17 protein-coding genes and 1 tRNA gene are annotated in these 24,981 nt (G+C 70.9%); 9 read left to right on the top strand and 9 right to left on the bottom strand.

Annotation, left to right across the window (positions count from 1 at the left end):
• Positions 1 to 129 precede the first annotated feature (129 nt).
• Positions 130 to 816, bottom strand: coding sequence for an ABC transporter ATP-binding protein (locus ABZ855_RS06645; RefSeq protein ID WP_360801994.1), 687 nt, complete (start codon positions 814 to 816; stop codon positions 130 to 132).
• A 35-nt stretch (positions 817 to 851) separates the two neighbouring features.
• Positions 852 to 1,220 (bottom strand): DUF4333 domain-containing protein, encoded by a 369-nt coding sequence (locus tag ABZ855_RS06640; RefSeq protein ID WP_360801991.1) that lies wholly within the window; start codon positions 1,218 to 1,220, stop codon positions 852 to 854.
• Between the two features lie 152 nt (positions 1,221 to 1,372).
• Here ABZ855_RS06640 and ABZ855_RS06635 point away from each other — a divergent pair, with 152 nt between their 5' ends.
• Positions 1,373 to 2,536 carry a histidine kinase gene (locus tag ABZ855_RS06635; protein WP_360801988.1) on the top strand — a complete coding sequence of 388 codons (1,164 nt, stop codon included), beginning with the start codon at positions 1,373 to 1,375 and terminating at the stop codon, positions 2,534 to 2,536.
• A 193-nt stretch (positions 2,537 to 2,729) separates the two neighbouring features.
• On the opposite strand, the gene ABZ855_RS06630 is transcribed toward ABZ855_RS06635, so the two are convergent.
• Genes ABZ855_RS06630 through ABZ855_RS06620 form a run of 3 tightly spaced genes read right to left on the bottom strand, consistent with a single transcriptional unit; the run spans position 2,730 to position 4,415 of the window.
• Positions 2,730 to 3,212: a DNA starvation/stationary phase protection protein gene (locus tag ABZ855_RS06630; protein WP_319201566.1), complete on the bottom strand. Its 483-nt coding sequence runs from the start codon at positions 3,210 to 3,212 to the stop codon at positions 2,730 to 2,732.
• 37 nt (positions 3,213 to 3,249) lie between these two features.
• Positions 3,250 to 3,492, bottom strand: coding sequence for a WhiB family transcriptional regulator (locus ABZ855_RS06625; protein ID WP_360801984.1), 243 nt, complete (start codon positions 3,490 to 3,492; stop codon positions 3,250 to 3,252).
• A gap of 50 nt (positions 3,493 to 3,542) precedes the next feature.
• Positions 3,543 to 4,415 (bottom strand): lysophospholipase, encoded by an 873-nt coding sequence (locus ABZ855_RS06620; RefSeq protein WP_360801980.1) that lies wholly within the window; start codon positions 4,413 to 4,415, stop codon positions 3,543 to 3,545.
• 217 nt (positions 4,416 to 4,632) lie between these two features.
• Here ABZ855_RS06620 and ABZ855_RS06615 point away from each other — a divergent pair, with 217 nt between their 5' ends.
• Complete coding sequence (locus ABZ855_RS06615) at positions 4,633 to 5,457, top strand: sulfite exporter TauE/SafE family protein (protein ID WP_360801977.1); 825 nt, start codon at positions 4,633 to 4,635, stop codon at positions 5,455 to 5,457.
• 45 nt (positions 5,458 to 5,502) lie between these two features.
• On the opposite strand, the gene ABZ855_RS06610 is transcribed toward ABZ855_RS06615, so the two are convergent.
• Positions 5,503 to 7,575, bottom strand: coding sequence for an MDR family MFS transporter (locus ABZ855_RS06610; RefSeq protein WP_360801974.1), 2,073 nt, complete (start codon positions 7,573 to 7,575; stop codon positions 5,503 to 5,505).
• Positions 7,576 to 7,774: 199 nt separating this feature from the next.
• Positions 7,775 to 8,311 (bottom strand): DUF309 domain-containing protein, encoded by a 537-nt coding sequence (locus tag ABZ855_RS06605; protein ID WP_360801971.1) that lies wholly within the window; start codon positions 8,309 to 8,311, stop codon positions 7,775 to 7,777.
• Positions 8,312 to 8,412: 101 nt separating this feature from the next.
• On the opposite strand from ABZ855_RS06605, the gene ABZ855_RS06600 reads away from it, so the two are divergent.
• Positions 8,413 to 8,486 (top strand) — tRNA-Pro (locus ABZ855_RS06600).
• Positions 8,487 to 8,597: 111 nt separating this feature from the next.
• Positions 8,598 to 12,386: a tetratricopeptide repeat protein gene (locus ABZ855_RS06595; protein WP_360801968.1), complete on the top strand. Its 3,789-nt coding sequence runs from the start codon at positions 8,598 to 8,600 to the stop codon at positions 12,384 to 12,386.
• 14 nt (positions 12,387 to 12,400) lie between these two features.
• Here the strand turns inward: ABZ855_RS06595 and ABZ855_RS06590 are convergent, their stop codons facing one another.
• Positions 12,401 to 16,177 (bottom strand): NB-ARC domain-containing protein, encoded by a 3,777-nt coding sequence (locus tag ABZ855_RS06590; RefSeq protein ID WP_360801965.1) that lies wholly within the window; start codon positions 16,175 to 16,177, stop codon positions 12,401 to 12,403.
• A gap of 122 nt (positions 16,178 to 16,299) precedes the next feature.
• Here ABZ855_RS06590 and ABZ855_RS06585 point away from each other — a divergent pair, with 122 nt between their 5' ends.
• The 3 genes from ABZ855_RS06585 (at position 16,300) to ABZ855_RS06575 (ending at position 21,129) form a co-directional block, all read left to right on the top strand.
• Positions 16,300 to 19,089, top strand: coding sequence for a hypothetical protein (locus ABZ855_RS06585; protein WP_360801962.1), 2,790 nt, complete (start codon positions 16,300 to 16,302; stop codon positions 19,087 to 19,089).
• On the top strand, positions 19,086 to 20,243 hold the full coding sequence (locus ABZ855_RS06580) for an MBL fold metallo-hydrolase (RefSeq protein WP_360801959.1): 1,158 nt from the start codon (positions 19,086 to 19,088) through the stop codon (positions 20,241 to 20,243). Before ABZ855_RS06585 ends, ABZ855_RS06580 begins: the two co-directional genes overlap by 4 nt.
• A gap of 106 nt (positions 20,244 to 20,349) precedes the next feature.
• Positions 20,350 to 21,129, top strand: coding sequence for a hypothetical protein (locus tag ABZ855_RS06575; RefSeq protein WP_360801956.1), 780 nt, complete (start codon positions 20,350 to 20,352; stop codon positions 21,127 to 21,129).
• 17 nt (positions 21,130 to 21,146) lie between these two features.
• Here ABZ855_RS06575 and ABZ855_RS06570 read toward each other — a convergent pair whose 3' ends face one another.
• Positions 21,147 to 22,415 (bottom strand): cytochrome P450, encoded by a 1,269-nt coding sequence (locus ABZ855_RS06570; RefSeq protein ID WP_360801953.1) that lies wholly within the window; start codon positions 22,413 to 22,415, stop codon positions 21,147 to 21,149.
• A gap of 478 nt (positions 22,416 to 22,893) precedes the next feature.
• Here ABZ855_RS06570 and ABZ855_RS06565 point away from each other — a divergent pair, with 478 nt between their 5' ends.
• Both ABZ855_RS06565 and ABZ855_RS06560 read left to right on the top strand, forming a co-directional pair.
• A complete protein-coding gene (locus tag ABZ855_RS06565) occupies positions 22,894 to 23,946 on the top strand; it encodes a methyltransferase (RefSeq protein WP_360801950.1) in 1,053 nt (350 codons plus the stop codon).
• Positions 23,947 to 24,213: 267 nt separating this feature from the next.
• Positions 24,214 to 24,960 (top strand): SDR family oxidoreductase, encoded by a 747-nt coding sequence (locus ABZ855_RS06560; protein ID WP_360801947.1) that lies wholly within the window; start codon positions 24,214 to 24,216, stop codon positions 24,958 to 24,960.
• The last annotated feature ends 21 nt before the right edge of the window (positions 24,961 to 24,981 follow it).

Genomic DNA, 24,981 nt, shown 5'->3' with positions numbered 1-24,981 from the left:
GGCAGGGAGCGCTGAGTGTGTGTGGGGGGAGAGAGAAGGCTGCTGCGGAGGCAGGGCTGCCCAGGGGGCATCGCTCGGCCCCCGGCAAGGCGGCGCAGCGGTGGCGCGTCCGTTCAGGGCGCCACGGTGTCAGGGCGCCACGGTGTACTGCTGGTGGGCCGTTATGCGGCCGTCGCGGACCTGGAGGACGCGGTCGCAGTGGGCGGCGACGTCCGGGTCGTGCGTCACCATCACCAGGGAGGCGCCCTGCTCGCGGGTGACCGAGGTCAGCAGCTGGATGACCTCCTCACTGGTGACCTGGTCCAGCGCGCCGGTCGGTTCGTCGGCGAAGACCACGTCCGGCTGCACGACCAGGGCGCGGGCTATCGCGACGCGCTGGGCCTGACCGCCGGACAGCTGACCGGGGCGGCGCTTTTCCAGGCCGTCCAGGCCGAGCGGGCCGAACCAGCGGCGGGCGAGGGAGACGGCCCGGCCACGGGGCATGCCGTTCAGCATCAGCGGCAGGGCGACGTTCTCCTCGGCGGGCAACTCGGGCAGCAACTGGCCGAACTGGAACACGAATCCGAACTTTCTGCGGCGCAGTTCGCTCAGCCGGTTCTCGCCCAGTTCGTCGATGCGCTCGCCGTGCAGCAGGACCTCGCCGCCGTCCGGACGGACGACCCCGGCCAGCGTGTGCAGAAGGGTCGACTTGCCGGAACCCGACGGGCCCATGATCGCCAGTGACTCCCGGACGCCGACCTTCACATCGACTCCGTGCAGCGCGACGGTGGAGCCGTACTTCTTGGTGAGGCCGACGCCGGCCAGGACGGTACTCATGGTCTTCTCGTTCTCCTCAGTCTCTCCGGCGCTGCTCAGCGCTCGAACTTCCAGGTCACGGAGGTGGCCGTCGCCTTCACCACCGTCACCGGTATGTCGATGTCCTTGCCCTTGGCGGTACGGCCCGTGCAGGTGATGCGGGCGCCCGCCACGGCCTTCAGACCGGTCGGGCAGGACACGTCCGAGACTTTCGTGCCCACCCAGGGAACCGGGTGGAACTTGCCCTGCGTGCGGAGCGCGACGATGTTGGACGCAAGGGCCTTGTGGCCGTCCACCAGCACCGTCGTGTACTCGTCCAACGCCGTGGTCGACTCGGTGCCGGCGATCAGATAGGTTCCGACGCCGGCCAGGGCGACCGCGGCGGTCGCACCACCGATCACGCTGATGAGGGCCTTGCGCTGCATCTCGTACTCCTGAAGGTGTGGCGGGTGGTCAGTGGCTCCACTCTCACCCGCGGGGGAGTGCGCGCGCCTCGGCCGTCCGGCCATCCTTGGCGGAACGTGCCTCGGCCTTTCGGCCGATACGAGCGAGGCCGTCCGCGCCTACGGTGATTCGCATGAGATCGGATTCGTCCCGAAACTGCGTCGGCGCCTTCGTCGTCGCACTCCTGGTCATGGCCGGGGTCGTCGACCTGCTCGAGGCTACCGACAGCGCCTACCCGGTCTGGCCGCACGCGGTCGTCCTGCTGCTCGGGTACACCGCCCTGCTGTGGCCGGCCAAGCGTCGGCCCGACTGGCTCACCCCCCAGATACGCACGGGCGCGGCGGCTGTCGCCTCGCTGTTGGTCACGGCGGGTTCGCTGCTGGGCGCGCAGACCCTGTTCGGCCCGGGCGAGACGGTCCTCCTGCTGAGTCTGCTGTTCATCGCGGTGCGGAGCTGTCCGCAGCCCTGGGCTGTGATCTGCGGGGTGCTCAACGCTGCCGCGCTGATCAGCACACCCGCGCGGTTCTACCAGGATGACATGCCGAGCCTGCTGGGCTTCATGATGGTGATGCTCGTCATGACCTGCATCATCGGCGGTCTGGCGGGGTTCCTGCGCTCGCAGGACTACCGGAGGGCCATGGCGGTCGTCGAGACCAGGCGCGCCGAACGGCTGGCAATCGCCGCCGATCTCCATGACTTCGTCGCCCACCATGTCACCGGCATCCTCGTCCAGACCCAGATGGCCCGCATGATGGCCACCACCGAGCCGGAGAGACTGGACACCGTCCTGGAGGGCATAGAACACGCGGCCACCGAGGCCCTGGCGTCGATGCGCCGTACCGTCGGCGTGCTGCGGGACACCGGCCCGGACGCCGCCGACCGCAGGCCTGTCGGCGACCTGGCCGGCATCGCGGAACTGGTGGACGGCTTCGCGAGCCCGGTCCAGCACGTCACCCTCGACCGCGACCCCGCCGTGCCGGACGACCTCCCCCACGAGGTGCAGGCCGCCGCGTTCCGGGTGGTGCAGGAGGCCCTGACGAACGTACGACGGCACGCGGCGGACGCCACCGGGGTCACCGTCCGGCTCCGCCACGAGGGTCGTCGGCTGGAGGTCGGTGTGATCAACGACGGCCGGGGCGGCACCCAGCTGCCGGCCGCCGCACACGGCGGCGGCTTCGGCCTGGTCGGGCTCACGGAACGCGTCACGGCCCTGGGCGGAGACCTGAGAGCGGGACCACCGGACGGACAGACGGAGGGCTGGGAGGTACGGGCCCTCTTCCCGACAGGGAAGGCGTGACGCGGCGGAGTTCTCTGGTGGCGGTTCCTCCGTCCCGGCGAAGCCATCTCCGGGGTGCGGCGCGCGGCGGACGCGCCGCGACTCCCGTACGGACAGGCAAAGGCGCTGCACCCGGGAGCCGTCGGCGACAGTCCGTCAACGCGACGGAGTTGAACGTGAACGGACTGACTGCCTGACCCGAGGAGGGGGCGGGTCAGTCGCTGCGGGTCGCGTTCTCCGCCTCGAACATCCAGCGCTGCTTCTCCAATTCGGCGGTGATGCCGATCAGCAGGTCCTGGGTCACCGGATCCGCCTCCTCCGTCGCCTCGACGCGCTTGCGCAGGCGTTCGATCGCCGTCGCCAGTGCCTCGACGAGGAGCTGTACGACCTCCGTGTCATGCAGCCAGCCGTCCTTCGGGCCCTGGAAGACGGAGGCCGAGGCGACGGTCTCGGGGCGGCCGTCCGGCGGCACACCGAGGGCCGCGGAGCGTTCGGCGACCGTGTCGGAGAACGCGCGGGCCGCCGACACCACCTCGTCGAGGTGCAGATGGATCGAACGGAACCGCGGCCCCACGATGTTCCAGTGGGCCTGCTTCCCGATCAGTGACAGCGCCAGCAGATCCACCAAGGTCTCCTGCAGAGCGTCGCCGGTGATCCGGCGCTCCGGCTCGGGCAGGCTGCTCTTCACGACAGTCATGGGGTCACTCCTCCTCGTGACTCGGCCCGGTTTCTCGCTACCAGACCCGTTCTCTCGCGGTACGGAGCAGTGCGGCGCGCTCGTCCTCGCAGGTGCCGCCCCACACGCCCGAGGTCTGACCGCTGCGCAGGGCCCAGTCCAGGCACTGCGGGGTCACCGGGCAGTGGGCGCACACACGCTTCGCGGCGGCGATGTCGCGCACCGCCGGCCCTTTCGTACCCACGGGGAAGAACAGTTCCGGGTCCTCTCCCGCGCAGGCTGCTCGCCGCAACCACTCCATGGGGACGCGGGTGCCCAGGTCGGAAGGGTGGAAACGTGACGGAACGGCATTCAGTCCGGGCGGTCCGTCCGGGCCGCGAGCACCCGGTCCACGAACGCGGTCACCTCGGCGTGGGCCGCCGCCCTGTCCGTCTCGAGGAAGACGTCGTGCCGGGCGCCCGGGAAGATCCGCTCGGTCCAGTCGGTGCCGCGCAGCTCCTCGACACCGACGCGGCTGCCGGCGAGCGGCACGAGCCGGTCGTCGTCGCCGTGCAGCCACAGCAGCGGCAGCGCCCCGATGTCACCGCTCTTCGCCACGGTGTCCAGCGTCCGTACGAACGCCTCCAGCGTCGGCCGTCTCATCGGGCCGTGCCACACCAGCGGGTCCGCCGCGTACGCCGCCCCGACCGCCGGATCGCGGGACAGCGCGGCCGGATTGATCGGCCGCTCGGGGATCTCGTCGAGCGCGAGCAGGCGCCCGGGCAGGTCCCAGTTGCCGAGTACGGGCGCGGACAGGACGAGCCCGGCGAGTTCGTCGCCGTGGCGCTGCGCGAAGCGGGCCGCGATCAGCCCGCCGGTGGAGTGGCCGAGCAGGACGAGCGGTACGTCAGGACGGGCGGCCCGGGCGTGGGCGGCGACGCTGTGCAGGTCGGTGACGACGTCCTCGAAGTCCGCGATCACCGCCCGTTCGCCCGCCGACCTGCCGTGTCCCTGGTGATCGGGGCCGAGGACGGTGGCGCCGTGGGCGACGAGGACATCGGCGAGCTCCTCGTAGCGGCCCATGTGCTCGGCGTACCCGTGCGAGATGAGAGCGAGGTAGCGGGGCGGTTGTTCGGTGGGCGGTTGCCCGGTGGGATGGGCACCACTTCGGGCGGGGCGGGGCCATTCGCGGACGGAGATCGTGCCCCGGGTGCCGGTGAGGACGTACTCGCGGGACTCGGCCATGGCTTCTCCGGGTGCGTCGTTGGGGGTGGGCGGGGCGTGCGGCGTGTTGCGGGAGCTGCGTGGATCTTCCCAGGGGGTGGGGTGGCCGGTCCACGTGACGCGTCGGTGCGATGGGTGCGGTCGGTGACGTCCGTGGTGGGGGTATGTGTGGGGCCGGGGTCACCTGGCGAGACGGTTCTGCTGGGCGCAGTTGGGTGGGCATAGCATCGGTCTCCGCATGAACACGATGACGCTCTGGCACATGACGCACTGGGAGTTCGCCGCACTCGCCGCCGCGGCGGTACTCGTCGGCTTCTCCAAGACCGCCGTCAGCGGGGCCAACACGGTCAGTCTGGCGATCTTCGCGGCCGTCCTGCCCGCCCGCGAGTCCACCGGGGTGCTGCTGCCGATCCTGATCGCGGGTGACGTACTCGCCGTCCTGACCTACCGCAGACACGCCCACTGGCCGACGCTGTGGCGGCTGTTTCCGGCGGTCGCGGTGGGTGTGGTCGTCGGCACGGTGTTCCTGGTGTGGGCGGACGACGAGGTCGTACGGACCTCGATCGGGGCGATCCTGCTGCTGATGGCCGGGGTGACGGTGTGGCGCCGACGGCAGGCGGACGCGGAGGCGAAGGCACAGTCGGAGTCGGAGTCGGATTCGGGGCCGGAGGAGGACGAGGACGAGCCGGATGCGGTGAGTACACCCGCCGGCCGCTTCAAGGCTCGTTCGTACGGTGTCCTCGGCGGTTTCACGACGATGGTCGCCAACGCGGGCGGCCCGGTCATGTCGATGTACCTCCTGTCCGCCGGCTTCCGCAAGCTCGGCTTCCTGGGAACCTCGGCGTTCTTCTTCCTGATCGTGAACGTCTCGAAGGTCCCCTTCAGCGCCGGTCTCGGCCTGATCGACGGCCACTCGCTCCTGCTTGACGCGGCGCTCGTGGTGTTCGTGATCCCCGGAGCGTTTCTCGGCAAATGGGCTGTGAACCGGATCAACCAACGGCTGTTCGAGCAGTTGGTGATCGCGGCCACGGTGGTGGGGGGTGCGCAGCTGCTGCTGCGCTGATCAGACGCCCCCACCCGTCAGCCCCCACCCGTCAACCCCCACCCGTCAACCCCCACCCGTCAGAGCGGGCGTTCGGCTCGGCAGGCCGCTGCTGAGGTCTTCCACCAGGAGGCGCTTGGAGATGGCGTCCACCGCGGTGCGCAGGTCTTCCCCGGAGGGGCGACCGAGGTCCTGCTCCACTCGTCCCGCCAGCCAGGTTCCCCAGGCCCTGCTGATCACAGCGGCCTCCCGGGTGCCGGCCTCGGTGTGGGAGAAGAAGGACCCGGTGCGGGTCAGATAGCCCTCCTCGACCATGCGGTCGAAGACCGGGACGAGGACCTCCGGCGGCATGTGACGCCGGGCGGCGATCAGGCCGAGGCCCGCGTGTCCGACCATGCGGGTGAACAGCTCGACCTGCATCACGGCCCACGCGCCCGCGATGTCGAGCCGGGTGTCGGAGTCGCTGACGATCCGCCGTGCGGTGTCCAGGTCCGTACTGCCGATGATCTTCCCGACGGACGCTTCCAGCAGCCGGCGTGAGTCCGCGCCGGCCGGTGTCGCGAACCCCTCGCCCATGTCCGTCGAAGACATACGCGCGCTGTCGCGCAGCTGCACCTGTTTGAGGAACAGGGCGACGACGAAGCCGAGGAGCGCGACCGGCACGGTCCACAGGAAGACCGTCTGGATGGTGTCCGCGTACGCGCCCACGATCGGGTCGGCCGCCTGGGCGGGCAGCTGGTGCAGGCCCTCCGGACTGGTCGCCGCCCTGGTGATGACGGCCGGGTCCGCGGCGCCCGTCCGCACGGCGGCGGCGATGCCCTCGGAGAGGTTCGGGGTGAGCGAGTTGGTGTAGAGCGTGCCGAAGACGGCGGTGCCGAACGAACTGCCCAGCGTACGGAAGAAGGTGACGCCGGAGGTCGCGGTGCCGAGGTCGGCGTACTCGACGGTGTTCTGGACGGCGATCGTCAGCACCTGCATGCCCAGCCCGATCCCGGTGCCGAGGACGAACATGTAGAGGGAGGCCAGCCAGGCGCTGGTCGACGCGTCCATGAGGGAGAGGAGATACAGGCCAACTCCCATCACCGCCAAGCCGACGACCGGGAAGTAGCGGTACTTTCCGGTCTTGCTGACCACGTTGCCGCTGAAGACGGACGCGATCAGCAGGCCCAGCACCATGGGAAGGGTCCGTACGCCCGAGACCGTCGCCGAGTCCCCGTCCACGTACTGGAGGAAGGTCGGCAGGTACGTCATCGCGCCCAGCATCGCGAAGCCCACGATGAAGCTGAGGATCGAGCAGACCGTGAACACGGGGTTGCCGAACAGCCGCATGGGCAGCATCGGTTCGGCCGCGCGCGACTCGGCCCAGCAGAACAGGCCGAGCGAGACCGCGCCGCCGACGAACAGCGCGATGATGACGCCGGAACCCCACGCGTACTCGTTGCCGCCCCAACTCGTCGCCAGGATCAGCGCACTCGCGCCGACCGCTACGAAGGCGATGCCCAGATAGTCGATGACCGGCCGCACCGCCGACTTCACCACCGGAATGGTGCGGGCCGCCGCCACGACGACGAGGACGGCGATCGGAACGTTGACGTAGAACGCCCAACGCCAGGTCAGATGGTCGGTGAACAGGCCGCCGAGCAACGGCCCGATGACCGTCGCCACACCGAACACGGCACCGATCGCGCCCTGGTACTTGCCGCGCTCCCGCAGGGGGATGACGTCCGCGATCAGGGCCATCGCGGTGACCATCAGGCCGCCCGCGCCGACCCCCTGCATGGCCCGCCAGACGATCAGCAGCGTCATGTTGGTGGCGAGCCCGCACAGGAACGAACCGGTGATGAAGACGATCGCCGAGACCTGGAAGACCACCTTGCGGCCGAACAGATCGCCGAACTTGCCGACCAGCACCGTGGCCACGGTCTCCGCCAGCAGATACGACGTCACCACCCACGACATGTGCTGCGCGCCGCCCAGGTCCGACACGATCGTCGGCAGGGCCGTGCCGACGATCGTCTGGTCCAGTGCGGCCAGCAGCATGCCCAGCATGATCGTGACGAAGACGACGTTGCGGCGGCGGGAGTCCAGCACGGGTGGTTGCGCGGCGACGGGCGGTGCGGTGTCCTCGGCGACTGTCACGAGGTCACGATCACACCGGTGGTACACCCGTGCAAGGGGTGCGGTCCGCCCGGGTGCCCCTTGGCGCGGCGCCTACGGCTGCTCGGTCAAGGCGGCCCGGGTTCCGCCGCAAAAAGCCCGCGCCGGTACCGATGACAGGAATCCTCCCCACGCCCCGAGACTGCCGCACCCCCACTGACAACGCGGCCGACGGACCGGGTCAGTCGTCGGCGCCGCGGCCCGACAACCGGGGCGCGCGAGCGACGGCGTCGACGGCCCCCGCGTCCCGCTCCACCTCTGCCGCCAGGTCCCGCGCCCAGCCGACGATCCCGGCGAGGTCAAGCCCGTACGGCTGCGTCCGCTCCTCCACGGCTGCCCACTCCTCGACGGCGCCGGCCCCGCGCCGCAGCAGCCGGACACCGCCGGTGACGTTCCCGCGCGCGGCATGCGTGAGTCCCACGGCCAGCTGCGCGAGCCCCCGCCACAGGCCACGCTCCTGTTCCGGCCCCGACTTCCAGGCGTCCTCGAAAACCTCGTGCGCGTGGAACGGTTTCCCGGCGTCCAGCAGGGCCTGCGCCTCGGTGACGCTCTCCTCGGGGCGGCGTACGACCCCCTCGGGCTGCCGGGCCACGCCGGGCTCGCCGTACGGCAGCGGGCGTCCGAGCCCGTCCCGGGGCCGCGCGTTGCGCGCGCGACCCTCCTGGTCCCGATCCCGCCCGCCCACCGCTGCTGCCCGGCCCTCCGACGCACTGCTCATACCCCGATTGTCGCGCGCTCCCCACGGCCTTCGGGGCAGCGCCTGACGTGGGGTAAAGTTCTGTCCGCGTGATCACGCGGGGCAACCGCTGGACGACGCGCCGGGACGTGGCGCAGCTTGGTAGCGCACTTGACTGGGGGTCAAGGGGTCGCAGGTTCAAATCCTGTCGTCCCGACTGGAGACAGTCGCAGTTCAGGGCCGGTTTCGGGAACTTCCGAAACCGGCCCTTGGCTATTCTTGGGGACCAGGTGGGGACCGTAAACAGCTGCGACGCACAGGGGGCCTCGTGGATTCCGAAGCGGCGGACTTCTGCCTCGCTGTGACCGGCTTTCACGTGGCGACGGACCCCGTCACGGGCAAGATGACGGAGGCGAGCTGGCGCTGGGTCCTGGAGGCCGAAGGTCTTGAGACCAAGGAGGTCGACGTCCGCCTCAACGGCTCGGACTGGCAGGTCGACGCCTTCCGTGATCTGCAGTCGTATCTGCGATGGCGGGCGGACCCGAGCCGGCGCCTGGAGCATGAGAGCGAACTTCTCGACGAGTTGGGCCGGTGGATCACCGGCACGGCGCTCAAGGAGATCGGCCCCATTCTGGCGGACGAGTTCCCCTACGTGGTGCGGATGAAGGTCCCTCCCGAGGCCCGCTTCGTCGCGGGACTGCCCTGGGAGGCGGCGGTGGTCGACGGCAAGCCCCTGCCGCTGCACCGCGTCAGCCTCGTCCGGGATCTCGCGGCGGCGTCCGCCAGGCCGTTACGGAGGAAAAAGCATTCCATCGCGGGCGCCCTGCGCGTACTGGCTCTGTTCAGCCTGCCCGACGGCAGCTCCGCGCTGAATCTCAGGCGGGAACGCCTGCAACTCGCCCGACTGCTCGACACGGTGGCCAAGACGAGCGGGAGGGCCATCGAGCTGGCCGTCCTGCAGTACGGCGCGACGCGTGAGCGGCTGAGCAGGCTCGTGGAGGACGGGCGCGGCTGGGACGTTCTCGTGCTGTCGGGTCACGGTGGGGAAGGCGTCTTCGTCCTGGAGAAGCCGGACGGCAGTCGTGATCCGATCGGCGGAGACGCGCTGGTGGAGCTGCTGGCGCCGCTGCGCCGACGCGTCAAGTTCGTACTGGCGGCGGCCTGTTCGTCGGCGGACACCCTGACCGACGAGCGACTGGAGGCGCTGGGGATCGGCCCCGCGCACCGGTCCGCCGAGCCCTCGCGGGACGAAGGCCCGCAGGGCCCGGAGCGGTCCGGTACCTCCCCGCACGTGGGCACCCTCGCCGAGGTCCTCGCCGATCGCCTCGACTGCGCGGTGCTCGGCATGCGGCACACCGTCACCGACGACTTCGTGACGGAGCTGAACGGTGCGGTCTTCAAACTGATGGTGGAGCAGGCGAATCCCCTGGGGCGTGCGGTGGCCCTCGCCCTTCCCCGAGTGGTCGACACGCCGGCCACCGAGGCCAGCCCGCCCCTGGCCGCCAGCTCGCCCGCGCTGTTCGGCGGCACCGCGGTGGAACTCCTGCTCCCACCGCCCAAGGGCCCCGCCCTGGTCTTCGACAGGAGTGCACTGAAGCTGGCGGGCTTTCTCGACCAGCCCGCACGGTTCGTGGGCCGGGGCGCCCTGATGTCCGCGGCGAACCGCTGTCTGGCGGAGCACAGCGGAGAATCCGGCATCTTCCTCCAGGGCATGGCGGGCGCGGGCAAGACCGCGTGCGCCCTGGAACTCTCCTATGGGCAGGAGGACAACTTCGCGGCGCTCGTCTGGTACCGGGCCCCCGAGGGGACCGACGGTGCTGCTGCGGACATCACCACCTCCCTCACCGATTTCGTCCGGGCCCTGCAGCACCGCGTCGAGGACCTTCATTTCGCCGAACTGCTGGACAAGCCGGAGGAGTTGTCGGCGTTCCTGCCGCTGCTCACCCAGTTCTGCAAGGAGGAGCGGGTCCTGGTCGTCCTCGACAACGTGGAGTCCCTGCTCAGCGCGTCAGGTGAGTGGCGCGACCCGCGATGGGGGCTGGTGGTCGATGCCCTGACCCGGCACCGTGGCCTGTCCCGGCTGATCATGACCGGACGGCGCGCGCCCCGCTCCCTCGACCCCGGTGTGTCCGTGTACCAGGTCGAAGCCCTGTCGCCCCGCGAGAGCGTGCTGCTCGCTCGCGAGATGCCGCAGCTCAGGGCGCTCCTGGACGGGGAGCTGGCCGGGCTGCATCCGAGCCGGTGCAAGGCTCTCGCGGTGGGTGTTCTGACCTCGGCACAGGGGCACCCCACCCTCATCGAGTTGGCCGAGGGCGAACTGTCCGACCCGGAGCGCCTCGCCGCGCGTCTCGCCGAAGTGGACCGTTCCTGGGAGGAGCTGGGTGTCACGCCGCGGAGCTACCTCGACCTCGGCGCCGCCACCCGTGCGGATGCCACCGCCTACACGGCCGTTCTGGCCATGTGGACCAGGGGCGTGGTGTCCGCGCTGTCCGGGACCGCCCGCCATCTCTTCCGTGTCCTGTGCTGGCTGGAACCGGCCGACCGCAGGCCCGCGCTCCTCGAGGAGATCGGCCCGCTGCTCCGGGAGACCGGGCCAGGGGGCCCCGAAGCCGGGGACACGTGGTGGCAGGACTGGTCCGAGCTGGCCGAGAGCAGCCTCGTCACCGTCGACCGGGACGCCGGCGGAGACCAGGTCACCCTGGTCGTGCACCCCGAGGTCGCGGAGGCCGGCCGCGGGACCGCCGAGCACCTGCGGGAGGCCGTCGACCGACAGCTCGCCGCGTACTGGACCGACCGCGCGATGAAGAGCCTGGCGACCGAACGCGAGGGGGGCGGCTCCGGCCAGGTCATCGACGCGGCCCGGGCCGCCCTGCCGTACCTGCTGCGAAGGGGCCACTGGAGCCGGGCCGCCCTCCTCCTCGAACGCGTGCTGTTCCGCGACCCCTCGCCCAGGACCGCCGCCACGCTGCTGCCCGCGCTTCGGGACATCGGACGCCGAGCCGAGGGCAGCGACGACGAACTGGCCGCCACCCGGATTCTCGTCCGAGTGCTGGAACGCAGCGATCCTGACGAGGCCCGAACCCACCTGGAACGATTGCTGGAGGCCGCTCTCACCCGCGGTGACCACCTCGCCGCAACCGGGCTCACGGGCGACCTCGGCTGGCTCCGCTTCCGCCACGGGGACTGGGAGGGGGCTCTGGCCCTTCTCGACCGGAAGCCCGACTACACGCGGCAGGCCGGTCTGGGCCCGTGGTCGGTCCTCGGTGACGAGGCGAAACGACTTCAGATCCTGCAGCGCAGGTACCCGCCCGAGACCGTCCTCGGCGAGGTGGAGCGACTCCTCGACCGTATGGACGCCCTGCCCGCCGGCGACTCGCCGGACAGCCGGGAGAACGTGGACCCGTGGAACGTTCGCGAGGCGGTGCTGGGCATCGGGTGCGCCGCGGCCGACGTCATGGGTGCCTGGGAACTGGAGCTGACCCTCATCGACGCCGTCCTCGCCTCCCAGCAGGCCCGGGACGCCCCCGCCACGGACATCGCCCGCACCCTCTTCAACCGGTACGGGCCACTGCAGCGGCTGGGGAGGGGCGACGAGGCATACGAGGTCCTCATCCACTGCCGCGAACTCTTCGCCCGCGAACAGGACTGGGAACAGGTGGCATTGACCACCGGGGCACTGGCCGACGTCGAGGCCGGGCGCGGGCACTTCGACACCGCCGTGAGTCTCATGACCGAGGCACTGGTCGGGCTCTACGGTGCGGGCAACGCCCATGTCCACACGCTGCGGGTCGCGCACCACAACCTGGCGGTCTTCCTGTCCTCCTTGCCGACGAGGACACCCGAGGACACGCGGCGGATCCTTCTGCACGGTCTGACGTCGGTGCTGCTCGGCGCGCTCGTCGACGGCGTGGACCTCGGGGCCGCCATCGGGCTGATCCGCCGGCTCGTCCCGGTGTACGAGTCACCGCCCGCCACCGTCGAGGAACTGAGCAGCGTCATGGACGCCCAGCCCGGCATCCGGCTGGCCGATGTCCTCGCCCGCGTGGCCGAGCCGGAGGAGGTGCGGGTGACGTGGGGCGCAGTCGTCGCGGCCTGGACCCGAGCGGGCGACGACTGAGGCCGCCGAGCAGTTCAGGAGGGCCGGGCGGATGCTCGTACCCCCTCCAGGAGGGCCTGCAGAGAGGGCGGCGCGTCCGTACCGAGGATCGCGGTGAGGACACGACGCAGGTCCACGCCCGGCACCCGGCCGACCAACTCGATGACCTCGTCCACGGTGCCGGGTACGGACGGGCTGTCGCCCTCACCGGAACCGTCGCCCGCGCCGGAGCCCTCGGTGCCGGCCGGTTCGGGAAGCCGCTCGCCGTCGGTGGGTCCCCCGGCCGCCTCGATCAGTTCGGCGGCCAGCAGATGGGCGACCGCGGTCCGCGGATCGTCGTCGTGGGCCCGCGTCAGGACCCCCATGTCGTGGTGGGCCACGACGATGTCCGCCGCCAGGTCCGCACGGTAGGCGTAGCGCAGCGCGTCCCGGGCGAGTCCGAGGGCGGTCGGGCCGTGACCGCGCCGGTGCTCCACCCGTGCGAACGCGGTGAACGTCCATGCCAGCCCCGGCGCGAACAACTGGCGCTCGTATTCCTGCCGGCACCGCTGGAACACGGCGGCGGACTCGTCCAGTTGACCGAGGGACAGCAGGAGTTCCCCTGTGTTGAAGAGGGTGTGGGTGCGTTCGAGGACGGGCGCGTCGCGCCGCGACTCGCAGTCCGCGATGCGTTTGTTGAAGTCGAGGGCCTCCTTGAGCCGGCCGAGGCCGCGGGCGGCCAGCCGTCCCACGTCGAGCAGCATCTCCTCCACGGTCCACGGCTCCAGACCTTCGGAAACGTCCGAGTGCCGGGACAGCCGGCCGGAGCGGTTCAGCAGGTCCTGACTTCGTTCCAACGCATCTTCGAAACGCTCCGTCATGGCCAGGAGCTGGGCGTGCGCTGCCTCGATGCCGAGCTTGGTCCAGGGGCCGCGGTCCGTGAGAGCGATGTGCTCGATGGCACGTTCCGCCCAGGTCAGCGCCTCGGCGAGCCTGCCCACGTTGCGGTGCCGGGCCCGGAGATCGCTGGCGAGGTTGGCGGCCCGCTCATGGTCCCCGCGGCGGACCGCGTCGTCGAACAGCTCGGTCAGACGGAGCTCACCGGCCGCGGGGTCCACCCGGAGCAGGACCCTCGCCTGCGTGCGCGCGACGCGCGCGTCCCGGTCGGCGTCACCGGCCTCGGCGACCGCCGCGTCCACGAACGGCAGCAGTGCCAGCGCGCCGGGCCGGGTCAGGTCACGGGCCAGCACCTGGCTCACCACGTCGACCAGTTGTTCCCAGTCGCCCGACCGCAACAGGTACGGACACGCCGCGCGGCCCGCACGCAGCACCTCTGTGCCGGTGCGGCCGGTGTCCTCGTGGGCGAGAGCCGCGTCCAGCGCGGCACACCAGTGGTCCGCGAGGGCGACCTCGACCTGACGGACGAGGGACGGATCGGCGCTCGCCCGGCCGGTGCCGGCCACGCTGGGATGCAGGTCCCAGCGCGATTGTCCGTCGGTGCCGGCGCTCTGCGCGACCAGTCCGCTCCGCACGAGCGCGGCCACAGGGGCGTCGTCCGACCCGCCCGCCGCGCTCCGGTTCAGGCTGTTCCACACCACGGTCACGATTTCCTGGCCGCGGTCGGCTTCCTCCATCACACTCAGTACCTGGAACAACGTGCGCTCGGCCGGGCCGAGTTCGCCGGAGATGCCTCGCGTCCAGGAGTCCAGGAGGATCGCGTAGTCCTCGGCGGTCGCTGTCTCCGCCGCGTCGGCGCCGCCGTCTTTGCCGATGCCGGCGCCCTCGGAGCGGGCGGCCTCACGGGTGCGCCGCGCGGTGTCCAGCAGCGGACCGAGCCGGTCGAGGTCCGTGGCCTGCGCGTCGGCGAGGACCAGCAGTTCGGGATGGCCTCCGGTCGCGGCGAGGACCTCCGAGACGACCTCACGCCCCCGCTCAGCAGGGACATCGGAGGCCGAGCCCTCGATCAGCTGCCCCAGTCGCGGAAGTTCACGCGCCAGCAGAATCGCCTCGCGTCGGCCGAGCGCGTGGACCGGTTCGACCGACACCGCCGCGGGGGTGGACGCTGGACGGACGCGGCTGGTCAGTACGGTTCGCGACAGCCCCGTGTGCGAGGTGAGCGCGGTGTACACGGCCTCCCAGCGTTCGTCCCGCCAGGTGCCCCGGCTCGTCAGAAGAGCTTCCGCGTTGTCGATGACCAGCAGGACCCGCCGCCGTTCGAAGAACTCCGTGAGCAGGGGCAACAGCCGGTGCAACTCCTCGCGGTCGGTGAGGGCGGGGGTCATGGACAGGCCCTTCAGCTTCCGCTCGAGGGTGATCGCCAGATCGGTCAGCGCGCTGTCGACCACATGGGCGCCCGGCGCCCGGAGTTCGCCGTCAGCGGGTTCGGCGCCGCCGACCCGCAACCACACGAGGGCCTGGAAGTTGTCCTCCTGCATGTACGCCAGTTCGAGGGCCGCGGTGGTCTTGCCGGACCCCGCCATGCCGTGCAGAACGATGCCGGACACCTTGCTGCGCGGTGCCAGCGCCGCGTTGGCCCGGCTCATCAGCCCGACCCTGCCCACGAACCGTGCGGGCTGGTCGAGGAAACCCGCGAGTTTCAGCTTCTCCGCGTCGTAGACAAGGGGGCCGCTCGGGGGCGCGGAGAGGCGCAGGGCGGCGGCGCTGCGACCGAAGAGTGCCGGCGTCACCGCGGACAGAGCAGGGAAGGAGGGGGTCGGCCGGTCGGGCACGGTCGACGCCAGCGCTAGGGCCAGCGCCGTGGCCAGTGGCTGGTCACGGATCAGGAGCGACTCGTACAGCTTCCCGCTGAGCGCGATGGCGAAGTCGTCGACCACGGGAAAACGCATGCCGACCACCGCGCAGTCCAGCCGTCCGGCGAGCGAGGACGCGAGATCGGCCAGCGGGGCCGTCGGGGCGGCCGGGGAGCTTCGACGGCGCAGGGCGGGCCCGAGACCGGGCGCGTCGAAGGAGTCGCGCGCCCGGTCGTCGGCCGACGAGCAGGACGATGCCGTGATCAGCTTCACCTGGCGGCGAAGGGGGGACAGCAGGTCCACCAGCACGTCGTGGGGCACCTCGTCGGGGCTGCCGTCCTCGTGTTCCAGCGTCAGAACGGCACGGCCGCCGTGTGCGGAGACATGGACGATGTCCCACCCGCGGCCGTCCTCCGCGATCTCGCGCAGCCGCCGGCGGGTGACTCCGTACTGAAGCACCCGCAGTTCGACGGCACGGCCGTGCACGGCACTCACCGTACGCACGATCCGGGCCAGTTCGTGGCGCTCGCGCCGCAGGTCCAGGGCGGTGGTGGTGTCGGGAAGGCTGAACAGCGCGAGGATCCGCAGTGCCGCCCCGACCGGGCGCTTCGGCAGTCTGGGCGCGGACCCGCCCGGCGCGGGCACGTCATGCACGAAGACCACTCCGTGGCGCCGCAACGGGACGCCGTCGATCACGGCGGCCTCCAGCGGGCGCGCGGCGAGGGTCCGAGCCTCCTGAGGCAGGGTGACGCGCACCGTGCACCCGACCGCGTCCTCGGCGAACCGGGCGAGCCGGACACCCACCTCTCCGAGCACCCGGGCGCCGATCCACTCACCCACCTCGCGCACCACGGCGGCCTCACGCTCCGTCCGCCGTTCCGGGTCGACACGCCACGCGAGATAGCCGTAGAGATCCTCGAAGGCGTCGTACTGCCATTCCTCGCGCCGCAGCCGGATCTCGGCGTCCGCCTCGAACACGCCTCCGGGACCGGTCAGCGACCAGCGCCAGGACATGCCGTCCGCGTCGCTGCGAAAGCCGTCCATCGTCAGCGTCAGATCCTCAGCCGACTCGTCCGTCGCCACGGCTCACCCCTGCCCCTTACCGGATCGTTTGGGCAAGAGTGCCACAACTGTCCATCGAGAGAACTTACTTGGCATAGTGGAGGCGAGCGGCCCTCGTGCCGCGGAACCGTCGAGAGGACAGCGTGAAGCCGTACGAAGCACTGCGCGTCGTGAGCCGGATCCTCGGCGACGGGGCCGACGACCGCAGAAGCGTGGACACGCTCGTGGCAGGCGGAGTCGTGGCCGCGGCGACGGGGCCCGGGGGAGGGACAGCCGACGTCGGCTCCGTGCTCGGTCCGCTCCTCGAAGGACGGACCGGCGGGCACGCCGTGCTCGTCCCCTGGACTGACCCGGTCGCCCTTTTCGAGCGCGACCCGGCGTCCGTGTCCCGGCTCGCCGACGAGTGGTACGAGACCTGCGCGGGGACTCCCGGAGTGCGGCTGTCGGTGTCGCCCCCACCGGGCGCGGGCCACGACATCGGTGCCCTGCTGCGGACCGGGCGCCATGTCGCCGCCGTCGGCTTCGTCGCCCCGCCCACCCCGGCCGCGTGTCCAGGATGGTCCTGGCCGCTGCCCGTCGCGCTGCTCCCGGACGGCACACCCGAGGAGCGCGCGGCCCTCTCCGACGCCTTGGCCGCGCGGAGCGCGCTGTGGCGGGACTGCGTCGTCGAGACCGCGCCGGAGGGCCGATGGGCGCGTGCGGCCATCGTGCTGTGCCGGGCGGACGCCTCGCCCTCGCCGCCCGTCCCCGCCGGCCAGGGGCCGACGGCGGCCGTGGCGATCGCGCTGGTCGAGCCCGGCCGTACGCCCGCCGACGCCGACACGCCGCTGTCCCGGATCGCGGCCCGGCACGGCACCACGAGCGCCGCTCTCGTGGACACCGGAGGGGACGTCGTCGAATGGCTGGTGGCCGTGCTCTCCGCCATGGCGCACGACGCGCCCCTCGACATCGCTCTGGACTGGGCCGCCGCCTCGGTGGGCGCTCCCCTTCCCGTGCTGCGGGCCGATCCCAGACTGCTGGACACCACCCGGCTGAGCGCGGCGATCACCCGGACCGGCATCGGTCTCCCGAGCGACGTCGCCGGCTGGACTCGTACGCTCCCCGACCCGCGGGCCCGCCCGGAGACCACCGACGCCGAGGCCACGACCCGGCGATGGTCACGCCTGCTGCGGGAGGTGGCGCACGACCGGTACCGACAGCCGCACCGAGTGGTGCGCACCGCGCTCGCGGAGACCACGCAGAGCACAGGGGAGCGGACCCGGTCGACGGCTGTCCGCCCCGACACGGAGTACGACCTCACGGTCTGGGTCGGCCGGCCCGGAAGGGAGACGGCGGCCCAGGAGCCGCTGCCCACGGACTCGTTCGTACCCGACCGGACGCACCGGCTCCGGATCACGGCCGTACAACTGCACGGTTCACCGCCGCCCCGAGCGGGTCAGCTCCAGGACGTGGACCTGCCGCCCGTCGGCCGGTCGGGCGAGGCCCGCTTCAGGGTGTCCTCGGGCGCCGCCGGCAGCCCCTTCCAGGTCCGTGTCACCGTCCTTCACCGCAATCGCTTCCTCCAGAGCGGTGTCCTCAGCGGCACGGTCGGATCGGGGAACGCGCCCGTCTTCGAGATCGACGCGGTGGTCCGCGCGGACACCGACGACCTAGACGCCCGGACGCCGCACGACGTCGCTCTCACCCTCGGAACCGACGCCGGGGGAGAACCCGTCCTCACCACCGTGATCTCGAACTCCGTCGAGATCAGTGCGCCGGCCGATCTGTCCCGCACGATCAGCGCGTTGACGGCGGCGCTGCGCGATCCGGCCTGCCACCCCGAAAAGTACGACGGTTACCGCAGTCCGACCTACGAAGAGCTGCTGATCAGCCTCGCCCAGAGCGGTCAGGCCCTGTCCCGTGCCCTGTTCGGCGAGCGGATCGGACTGGTTCCCCGGCAGCGCGCCGAGGCACTACGGCGCGCCGACAGCATCTCCGTGCTGGCCGCCAGGCCCGGCGACCTCCTCCCGCTGGAACTCGTGTACGACAAGCCGCTGCGGGTCGGCGGACCGCTCGGCGTGCCCGGCCGGCTCTGCCCCGACGCCCCGGCACTCTCCGGTCCCGAGGACTGCGCGGCGCGCTGCCCCGGACACAGCGACGACAGCGTGGTGTGCCCTTTCGGGTTCTGGGGGGCGAGCAAAGTGATCGAACGGTACGTGCACGCCGAGGAGTCCGCGGGACTCACCAAGGACTTCGCGCTCACCATCGGCCCGGCCGCCCGACGCGGCACCATCGACGTCGGCGAGTCCGTCCTCGCGGCGGCCTGCGACCGGGCCGACCACAACACCGAGCGCGCCTGGTCGACCGCGTTCCCCCTGCTCGGCGCCGGGGCCGCCCCTTTCGCCACCTGGAGTGAACTGGCCCGACGCACAAAACGCCTGCGGGACGACGGGGAACCACCGGGCGTACTCCTTCTCGTCGTCCACAGCGGAAGGGTCGTGAGTGGCCCCGCAAGCGGGTCGACCTTCCTCGTGCTGGGCACGGACGACCGGCTGTCCCTGTACGAGACGCTGGACCCGTTGCTCACCGGGCCCGCCGAGCCGAACCCCCTGGTCCTGCTGCTGGGCTGCCGGACCGCCGACCACCACACGCCGCTGCTCGGAGCCCAGCTCAGGATGCTCGAAGCCGGGGCACCGGGAGTCGTCGGCACCCTCACTCCCGTCCTCGCCCGGCACATCGTGCCCGTGGCGGTCGAGCTGATGGCCGAGATCAGACGACTGGCGGGCGAATCGGGCTCAGGACTGCTGCTGGGCGAGGCACTCACCCGCGCCCGGCGTGCCTCTCTGCTCAAGGGCGAGGCGTCCGCCCTGGCTCTCGTCGGCTACGGGGACACGGACTGGGAGGTCCGCGTGCCCGGCCGGGCCGGCGCGACCGGGGAAGGAGCACGACGGTGATCCGGGTCGAGGCACTCCCCGCGGCGGAGGGGGACTGTCTGTGGGTCGAGTGGACGCACGCCGGGCGTCCCCACCGCATGCTGATCGACGGCGGCACCAGAGGCCGCGCACGCCTGCCCGAGGGGCTCGCCGACCGGCTCGGCCGCCTGCCGGTCCACGACCGGCGATTCGACCTCGTCGTGTGCACGCACATCGACACCGACCACATCGGCGGTCTGCTGGACCTCTTCACCCGGCCACCCGAAGGATTCGGCGCCGACGAAGTGTGGTTCAACGGCCGGGACCACCTCGTCCCCGCCGACCGCCTCGGGCCGCTACAGGGGGACCGGCTCGCCGAACTGCTGCGCGCGCGGGGCGTCGCCTGGAACAGCCGCGCCGGTGGCGGGCCCGTGATGGTGCCGGACGACGGCACCCCGCGTGTCTTCTCCCTCCCCGGTCTTCGGCTCACCCTGCTCTCGCCGGACCGCACCGGGCTGGCAAAGCTGCTCGCCGCCTGGCCGGAACCGTCGACCGAGGACTCCGCACCGGGTCAACCCGACCTGCTCGGAGACCTGGAGGACCTGTTCGACCCCGACTCACGCGACGATGAGGAGCAAGTCACGATTCCCTGGCGCGAACTCGCCGACGACGCGGGCTATGAACGTGACCGCCGTCCCCACAACGGGTCCAGTATCGCCTTCTGCGCCGAGGACACCACGGGCGCCCGGGTGCTGTTCGGCGCAGACGCCCACGCGGAGACACTGGCCGCCTCGCTCAACAGGCTCGGCGCGGGGCGCCCGTACCGTGTCGACCTGTGCAAGGTCCCGCACCACGGCAGCGCCCACAACATCAGCACCGCACTCCTCGACGCCCTCGACTGCCACCACTGGCTCATCTCGACGCACGGAGGCCGGGCCCTGCAACCCCGGGCCCGGGAGGCGAGGTACCGGTACGGAGAGGGCGCGCACCCCAGCCTGCGTGCCATGGCCCGAATGATGAGGCCGGGAATCCGCCCCACCTTCTGGTTCAACCACCGGGTACCGAGCACTGAACGCTACGCCGACACCGCCCTCGCGGCCGAACTCGACTTCGACGCCGGGTACCCCGAACCCGGTTCGGAGGGCATCGCGGTCCTGGTGGAGAAGGGACGGGTGCGGCAGGCCCCGCCCCTGTGACGCCCACGGCTGCGGGGGCATGACCCGGGTGCGGCACGGGTATTCCTGCGGAGGGGTTCGCGTGGGCGCCCCTGGGGCGGCGCGCACACTTCGGGGGAGGGCGGCCATGGGGCATGCGGCGCTGTTCGTACTGTTCGACAAATACAGCCGACGGGCTCGTCTCAGGCCCGTCCTGATCATGCTGCTGCCGCCGGCGCTGCCCCTCGTCGCGGGGGTGCAGGCCCTGCCCCGAGGCCGGTGGCTGTGGTCGCTGGTCCTGCTGAGCGGACTGCCCCTGCTCGCCGACCAGTTGGGCCGCAGCAGGGGGAAGCGGATCGAGGCGCGGCTCTTCCGGTCCTGGGGCGGCAAACCGACCGTGCAGCTGTTGCGGTGGCGCGGACCCACCAGCAGACAGCGGCTGGAGTTCCTGCGTACCCGTATCCAGGACATCGTCGGTGCCTCCCTGCCGCTGCCCACCGAGCAAGAGGAGTTGGCGGACCCGCAGCGGGCGGACGAGATCTACGACGCGGCGGGACTCGCCCTTCGAGTGCGGGCGCGAGGACTGCCCGGCGCCGAACTGGTGCAGGAGCAGAACTGCGAGTACGGCTTCCGGCGCAACACCTTCGGGCTGCGGCCGTACGCCCTCCCGACCGCCGTGGTCGCGCTGCTCGCCGTACTCGCGTGGGCCTTCGTCGAGCCCGACTTTCTGGGACGGCCGAGTACCCCGTTGCTCGTGGTCCTCGTGGTCATGGAGGCGCTACTGGTGGCGTTCCAGGCGTTTTTGGTACGGGACCGGTGGGTGGAGTCCGCGGCCTGGCTGTACGCCGAGCGGCTGCTGGAGACATCGGCCCTGTCCGTACCGGGTGCCCTGCCCGCGGGTCCTGTCCCCGGTACGGCGACTCCCTGACACCCGCGGTGGGCGGGTCACCACCGCACCGGCAGGCTCCGCCTCCCCCGGATCAGCATCCCCGGGAGCCACTCCCCGGGTTCCCCGTCCGCCGTCAGGTCCGGGCAGCGCTCCAGCAGCGCGCGCAGCCCCAGCTCGCCCTCGAGGCGGGCGAGGGGGGCGCCCAGGCAGAAGTGGATCCCGTGTCCGAAGGAGAGATGGGCCCGGGCGTCGTGACGCCGTATGTCGAATTGTTCCGGATCGGGGAAGCGCGCCGGGTCGTGGTCCGCGCCGGCCATGGCGATCAGCACGATGCCACCGCGCGGCACCTGTACGCCGCCGATCTCGGTGTCCTCCAGGGCGATGCGCGGTGTGGTGGTCGCCACCGGCCCGTCGTAGCGCAGCGTCTCCTCCACCAGTCCCGCCGCCAGCCCCGCCGGATCGGCCCGTACGGCCGCCAGCTGCTCGGGGTGCGCGAGGAGCGCGCGCACCGCGTTGCCGATCGTGTTGACCGTCGTCTCGTGCCCGGCGACGAGCAGCAGGAAGGCCAACGAGACCAGTTCGTCCTCGGTGAGCCGGTCGCCGCCCTCGTCGACCGTGTGGACGAGGGCGCTGAGCAGGTCCTCCCCGGGGCTCTCCCGCTTGGCGGCGATGAGCCCGGTGAGATACGGCATGACCTGCTCGTACGCCTCCTTCTCCGCCTCGGGGCTGGTGGGCGCGAGGGTCTCGTTGGACCAGGCGTGGAAGGAGGCGCGGTCCAGGCCGGGTACGCCGAGCAGTTCGGAGATGACGATCATGGGGAGCGGGGAGGCGAACGCCTCGATGAGGTCGGCGCGGCGCGCTCCGTCGGCCGTCATGCGGTCCAGCAGCTCGTCGGTGATCTCCTGGACGCGCCCCCGCATCCCCTCGACCCGCCGGGCCGTGAACTCCCCCGCCACCAGCCTCCGCAGCCGGGTGTGATGGGGCGGGTCGCTCATCAGCATGTTGGCGTTGCCGAGCATGTTCAGGGCGTACGGCGGGCTCCAGCCGGGCTTCCGGTACTCGCGCTGCCAGTCCCGGCTGAGCTGCGGGGCGGTGAAGGCCTCGCGCGCGGCCTCGTACCCGACGACGAGCCACACCACGCCCCTGTCGGGCGTCACCACCTGGTGCACCGGACCGCGCTCGCGCAGCCGCGCGAAGGCGGTGTACGGGTCGGCTTGTAAGTCGGGGCTGAGTGAGGCGAGTACCTCGATCCCGCCGGGGCCGCCGGTCGGGTCGGTGCTGTCGGGTATCGCGGGATCGGTGACGGCTTTCTCGGTCTCGGTCACGACGGAATTCCCTTCCCTCAGGCCCGGGTTACCGGCCCCCGCCGACCACTCCGAGCACGGCCGCTCACTCTAATCTCGCACCACCACCCGCACAACTGCACACCCTCCCGAGATATTTTCAGACAGAATCGACTTGGAATTCGACCCGTTCCCGACCGGCGGACCTCGCTGAGCAAGGAGGATGCGTGTTCGCGCATCGCGCGATTCGCGCCACCGGTGGCGGCGAGAGGCCTGCGATGTCTTGTGTGATTGCTGCATGTGAAGTTAAGTCTGTGGTTGTGCGTGTCAACTACGTGAGCGGCCGTGGCGACACCTTCCATTCATGTCGATGTCGCTCCACGGGGCGGACCCTGTGCGCGTAGCGCCCGGCTGCCGGTCGACCGTCGAAAGCCGCCGTCGTCCATTCCGCATTGAGCATCAACCACTCCATGGCCGAAAGCGATTGCTCGCGACCTGCAAGAAACGTGGAGGATAAACCATGAAGGAATCTTCGGAAACGGCCTTGGACGAGCTGTGGAAGCTGGTTTACACCAGCTTCAGGTTCCCGTTCATGCATGCCGCTCTGCGTCTTGAACTCTTCACCCTGCTCAAGAACCGGCCGGGCAGCAGCCGTGAAGAGATCACCGCCGAACTCGGGCTGGAGGAACGCGCCGGACACGTACTGCTCCTCGGGTGCTGTGCGTTCGACCTCTTACGCAAGGAGGGCGACGGCTACCACAACACCGCGGCCACCGACCTGCTGGCCGGCGATCAGGACGCGTTCATGCCGGTGATCGTCCGCTACACCCACGAGATGCTGTACCAGCCGATGGGCTGGCTCCACGAGTCGCTGGTGAACAACGAGAACGAGGGGCTGCATCGCGAACTCCTCGCCGACTCCCCGGCGACCACGCTCTACGAGCTCCTAGGCGAGGACAAGAACCTGGAGCGGGTCTTCACGGTCATGATGGAACACCAGAGCCGCTCGGTGGTCGAAGACATCGTCAAAGCCGTGGACTTCTCGTCGTACAAGAAGGTGCTCGACGTCGGCGGAGGCACCGGGACCAACTCCATCGGTTTCGCGCAGCGCTGGCCGCACCTTCGGGCGACCATCCTCGAACTGCCCAACGTGGCGGAGATGGCCGCCGCCCGCATCGCCGAGGCGGGCCTCTCCGAGCGCATCGACGCGGTCGGGACCGACATCTGGAAGGACGAGTTCCCCTCGTCCCACGACTGCGTCGTCTACTCCCGTTTCCTCGAGATCTGGTCGCCCGACCAGGTCCGCGACCTCTTCGCGAAGACGTACCGCGCGCTGGAGCCGGGCGGTCACATGGTGATCGTCGCGTGTGCCCAGGACGACGACGAGACCGGGCCCGCCCACGCCGCGTTCATGGCGGGATACGTCCAGACGATCGCGTCACCCGAGGGCCGTATCTACACGGCGCGGGAATTCGAGCAGTGGTACACCGAAGCGGGCTTCGAGGCGATGGACCGCCAGTACCCGGGCCGCTTCGACGTCATCCTGCGTGCCCGCAAGCCCCTCACCCGCTGAGTCCGGTCCGTTCCAGGACCACTTCGACAAAACCCTGCGCCCGTGTGACGCGCCCTTCGGGTCCTCATTCCCGTGCGCCCCATGCGTTCCCGCATCCCTCACCCGGGCGCAGTGCGTCGACCTTCAGACCCGTCCCCTCCCTCCACGCGGCACGCGTGTGTGCGCGTCGCACGCGTCCGTGCGGCTCCGCGCGCCGCCGCGCAACGGCGCTGTGCGCGGCCCGCCCTCTTCGTGTCCTCGGCGCCGCATCCACATAAGGGAGCTCGAGTGAATTCGCCTGACAGGCTTGCCATCGTTACCGGCGGAACCAAGGGAATCGGACTCGCTTTCAGCCACCGGCTGACCCGGATGGGATTCCGGGTGGTCGCCACGTATCGCAGCGACGAAGAGTCGGCGAACCTTGCTCTGCAAGAGGTGGAGAAGGGACTGTCTGTCGTACGGTCGAATGTGTCCGACCCGGACGAAGTCGCCGAACTCGCCGAACTCGTACGGACCGAGCACGGAGTCCCGCAGGTCCTGGTGAACAACGCCGGTCTCAATATCGACCGTCCGGTGCTCGAGATCTCCGACTCCGACTGGCGCCGCGTACTGGACACCAATCTGTCCGGCCCGTTCTATATGACACGGGCCTTCGCCCCGGCCATGTTGGAGGCCGGCGGCGGTTCCATCGTCAACATCGGTGCGACCACGGCGATTCGGCCCCGGAAGAACGGCGCCAACTACTGTTCGAGCAAAGCCGGGATGCTTCATCTCACCAAGTGCCTGGCCATGGAACTCGCTCCGAGTATCCGGGTGAACTGCCTCATTCCGGGAATGATCGACACGGAAGAAATGCGTACGCGCTACCGCGTGGCCGAGCCGGAGTACATGGATGCGTTGCTGAACGAGATACCGCAGCGCCGGATAGGTGCCACCGACGAGATGGCGGACGCGCTGGAATTCCTGGTGGGCGAGGGGGCCGCGTACATCACGGGACAGAAACTGATTGTGGACGGCGGCCAGTTCATGTGGTGAAGCACTACTTCCCAGGAAGAG

Source organism: Streptomyces sp. NPDC047042, assembly GCF_040644035.1.
Classification (GTDB): Bacteria; Actinomycetota; Actinomycetes; order Streptomycetales; family Streptomycetaceae; genus Streptomyces.
The sequence above is the reverse complement of the archived record's forward strand: the minus strand, read 5'-3'. Positions and strand labels throughout refer to the sequence as shown.

Excerpts from the sequence above, each read along its gene's own strand:
- ABZ855_RS06630 (WP_319201566.1), bottom strand. The coding sequence starts at position 3,212 with ATGACTGTCGTGAAGAGCAGCCTGCCCGAGCCGGAGCGCCGGATCACC.
- ABZ855_RS06640 (WP_360801991.1), bottom strand. The coding sequence starts at position 1,220 with ATGCAGCGCAAGGCCCTCATCAGCGTGATCGGTGGTGCGACCGCCGCG.
- ABZ855_RS06620 (WP_360801980.1), bottom strand. The coding sequence starts at position 4,415 with ATGGCCGAGTCCCGCGAGTACGTCCTCACCGGCACCCGGGGCACGATC.
- ABZ855_RS06625 (WP_360801984.1), bottom strand. The coding sequence starts at position 3,492 with ATGGAGTGGTTGCGGCGAGCAGCCTGCGCGGGAGAGGACCCGGAACTG.
- ABZ855_RS06615 (WP_360801977.1), top strand. The coding sequence starts at position 4,633 with ATGAACACGATGACGCTCTGGCACATGACGCACTGGGAGTTCGCCGCA.
- ABZ855_RS06565 (WP_360801950.1), top strand. The coding sequence starts at position 22,894 with ATGAAGGAATCTTCGGAAACGGCCTTGGACGAGCTGTGGAAGCTGGTT.
- ABZ855_RS06635 (WP_360801988.1), top strand. The coding sequence starts at position 1,373 with ATGAGATCGGATTCGTCCCGAAACTGCGTCGGCGCCTTCGTCGTCGCA.
- ABZ855_RS06605 (WP_360801971.1), bottom strand. The coding sequence starts at position 8,311 with ATGAGCAGTGCGTCGGAGGGCCGGGCAGCAGCGGTGGGCGGGCGGGAT.
- ABZ855_RS06575 (WP_360801956.1), top strand. The coding sequence starts at position 20,350 with ATGGGGCATGCGGCGCTGTTCGTACTGTTCGACAAATACAGCCGACGG.
- ABZ855_RS06645 (WP_360801994.1), bottom strand. The coding sequence starts at position 816 with ATGAGTACCGTCCTGGCCGGCGTCGGCCTCACCAAGAAGTACGGCTCC.